The following is a 2,661-nucleotide window of genomic DNA, read 5'->3' as shown; positions in this document are numbered from 1 at the left end:
CACCATGCTGAACTCTTTTCTTTATTTTCCTTGTTGCATCTGTCTTGAGATATCGTCTTTATCTGTTTCTTCATTCAATTCGCCCTCTGCTTCGCCATTTGCATTTTCACCAGAGGTCATGTCACGGCCTTGAGGAGATTTAAGCATTTGTTTTACGACGCCATCGACCAAATCGTCCACATCACGGCTGTCTGTATCCAGTGAGGCAAAGTTCTCGACCTCATTGCGAAGGCTCGTGTCGTCTGAAACGTAAACATGGAACCAGCGCGGAACCACTGACATCGCCATACGTTTCACCTGGTCCGCAGTCTGGTCGCGATTTTCGGAGTCCGTTTCGTATACAATCAGAACTTCCTCGTCGGTTACAAGTGTCGACACATCATCAACATTCTGTGCCATTAAACTAAACCTGCTGATCATGTCCGCAATTTGCTCGCGGTCGATTGCACTGTACGCATTTTCCATATCGTCCGCGCCCATTACTCCTGTTTTTTGATGGCGCACATACCCGAAGTCCTCGCTTCTATCATTGAACCCTTTTCGCCCATCCTCATTGTATAATTCTAGACGCTGGTCATTGGCATTCAATGTATTACCGCTTTGCTGGTAAATTCCAGTCCGGCCTTCACGGTTGCCAGGTGAGGCATTATCATTTCCTGCTCCACAGCCAGTCAAAGCGACAGTACCACAAATGCCAAGAGCCATTATTGCTTTTTTCAATTAAAACACCTCCTAATCATTAGAATGGCTCTGAAATTATTTTTTTTGCTTAGTAATTGATGGGGAATAAGTTATAATTAAGAAAAATACAAGGTTTCAGCCTTGCCATTGTACAGAGAACTATTCAGATCGTTACGGAAAAAGAGGTGGACCTACCGATGATTTGCATCAATAATTTATGTTATGAAATAGTGGACGAAAGCAGGGACGGCTTTAATGAAGAAGCATTTCGAGCCAGATACAGCGAGATCTTGACTAAATATGACTATATTGTTGGCGACTGGGGATATGGACAGCTTCGGTTAAGAGGCTTTTTCGATGATCAAAACCAGAAGTCAACTTTCGATACAAAAATCAGTACCGTCAGCGAGTACTTATATGAGTATTGCAATTTTGGCTGTGCTTATTTTGTCGCCAAGAAGGTCGCGAAACAAGGCCAGGATAAATAAAGAAGAAATGCTCCAATCATGATGATTGGAGCATTTCTTGTTTCTTATAGATGCTATACGGCGGCTGTTCACTTTCATTCGGGTCATCATGGGTTGGGTGGGCGCCCGCTTCTTTCCTTGGTGTTCCCTGATGAAGGGACTTGAACTCATAGTTGAAGTTACTGTAGGACCGCTGCCCTTCACGCCACGGCGTGCTTTTGCCTTCTACAGGCTCATCCTTCCGGAACGGAGAACCATATGCGCCCTCTGGAAAGTCTTCGGCCGTAATATAGTTGCGCTGCTTTTCAACATTCGAAAAATCAGAGTACTTTTCGCTGTCTTCCTTACTCATGAACTCACCTCTTTGCTTGTTGTCCTCTTAGTATTTCTTTGGTAAGACAAATCAAACAAACAGTTCGTTCCAGATTTAAAGGATAGGCCGCAGGAATGAGCGAAGTTCCTCCGCGTCTTCTTCAGATAGATTGTAGGCAAATTCGAGATAACCTTCTTCAGCAAGGTCATCTTGGCCGAGGATGGCGAAGCGGCTTCCCTGGATATCCATCACGATGCTTTTGCCATAGTACCGACCTGTCTGCATGATGGCAAGGTCAAAGCGCTGATTTTCACCTACAAAGCTTACATAACGCGTTTTTGTTTCTTCGGTTTCATCGTATAAAAAAAATTGATCGGTCATCGTGATCCCCCTTAGTATGTATCTCTTTTAAACCATCACTAGGTGTGGCTTGTGTTCAAGATGATGGTGTGCTGTGATGTAACGGACTGTCTTGGTTTTTGAACGCATGACAATGGAGTGAGTTTCAACAAGATCCCCGCCGAGGAAGCGTACCCCGCCGAGCAATTCACCGCTTGAAACGCCATTCGCTGCAAAAATCGCATCGTCTCCAGAAACAAGGTCATGCAGCATCAGCAATTGTCTTGGATCCTTCAAGCCCATTGCAATGCAACGCTCTTCTTCCTCTATCGTCTGCGGTACGAGCCTCGCCTGCATATCTCCGCCTAGTGCCTTGATGGCAGCAGCAGAAATGACTCCCTCCGGTGCTCCGCCTATTCGCACGAATAGATCGACACCTGTATGACGCAGCCTCATCCGCTTCATTTTTCTTGTCCCGCCCATCCACTGAGCAGATGCCAGCGCAGCAGCCTCCGTAACTCTGACGATCTCAAGTGCCAATTCGCGTTCCAAATGTTTCTCCTCCATTTTCGACAGCATTCTCACTCAACATTAATCTTACCAGAAAACCTTTTATTTCTGAATTTATCTTTATGAACTTTGTCTTAGTGAAGAAAAATATAAAAGCCCGAGAAAATTTCAGACAGGTTTGAATGGGCTCGAAGTTCGGGCAGCTTTGGTTGCGGAAGAGGAAAAGTTGTCAGAAATAGCTCAAGTTCGGACAGGTTTAATCACGGAAGAGGAAAAGCTGTCAGAAGTGGCGCGGAGTTCGGACAGGTTTGGCAGGGGAAGAGGAAAAACTGTCAAGAAAAACTCGGAATT

The 2,661-nt window shown here is 45.3% G+C and carries 4 protein-coding genes and 1 pseudogene; 1 reads left to right on the top strand and 4 read right to left on the bottom strand.

The genetic code is table 11. The features are described 5' to 3' along the window. Positions 1-21: 21 nt before the first annotated feature. A complete protein-coding gene (locus tag JCM21738_RS21470) occupies positions 22-720 on the bottom strand; it encodes a YhcN/YlaJ family sporulation lipoprotein (RefSeq protein WP_023626269.1) in 699 nt (232 codons plus the stop codon). 158 nt (positions 721-878) lie between these two features. On the opposite strand from JCM21738_RS21470, the gene JCM21738_RS21465 reads away from it, so the two are divergent. Continuing rightward, the gene (locus JCM21738_RS21465; protein ID WP_023626270.1) at positions 879-1,169 is read left to right on the top strand and encodes a YutD family protein; all 291 of its coding nucleotides are present in this window, start codon (positions 879-881) and stop codon (positions 1,167-1,169) included. A 16-nt stretch (positions 1,170-1,185) separates the two neighbouring features. On the opposite strand, the gene JCM21738_RS21460 is transcribed toward JCM21738_RS21465, so the two are convergent. The 3 genes and pseudogenes from JCM21738_RS21460 to JCM21738_RS21450 form a co-directional block, all read right to left on the bottom strand. Then, positions 1,186-1,500 (bottom strand): hypothetical protein, encoded by a 315-nt coding sequence (locus JCM21738_RS21460; protein ID WP_035210216.1) that lies wholly within the window; start codon positions 1,498-1,500, stop codon positions 1,186-1,188. A 75-nt stretch (positions 1,501-1,575) separates the two neighbouring features. Next, the gene (locus JCM21738_RS21455; RefSeq protein WP_023626272.1) at positions 1,576-1,842 is read right to left on the bottom strand and encodes a DUF3055 domain-containing protein; all 267 of its coding nucleotides are present in this window, start codon (positions 1,840-1,842) and stop codon (positions 1,576-1,578) included. A gap of 27 nt (positions 1,843-1,869) precedes the next feature. Next, a pseudogene (locus JCM21738_RS21450) lies at positions 1,870-2,241 on the bottom strand (fructose-bisphosphatase class II); the annotation flags it as partial. Between the last annotated feature and the right edge of the window lie 420 nt (positions 2,242-2,661).

It is taken from the genome of Mesobacillus boroniphilus JCM 21738, assembly GCF_000517385.1.
GTDB lineage: Bacteria > Bacillota > Bacilli > Bacillales > Cytobacillaceae > Mesobacillus > Mesobacillus boroniphilus.
This window is presented reverse-complemented; position numbering and strand designations above follow the sequence as displayed.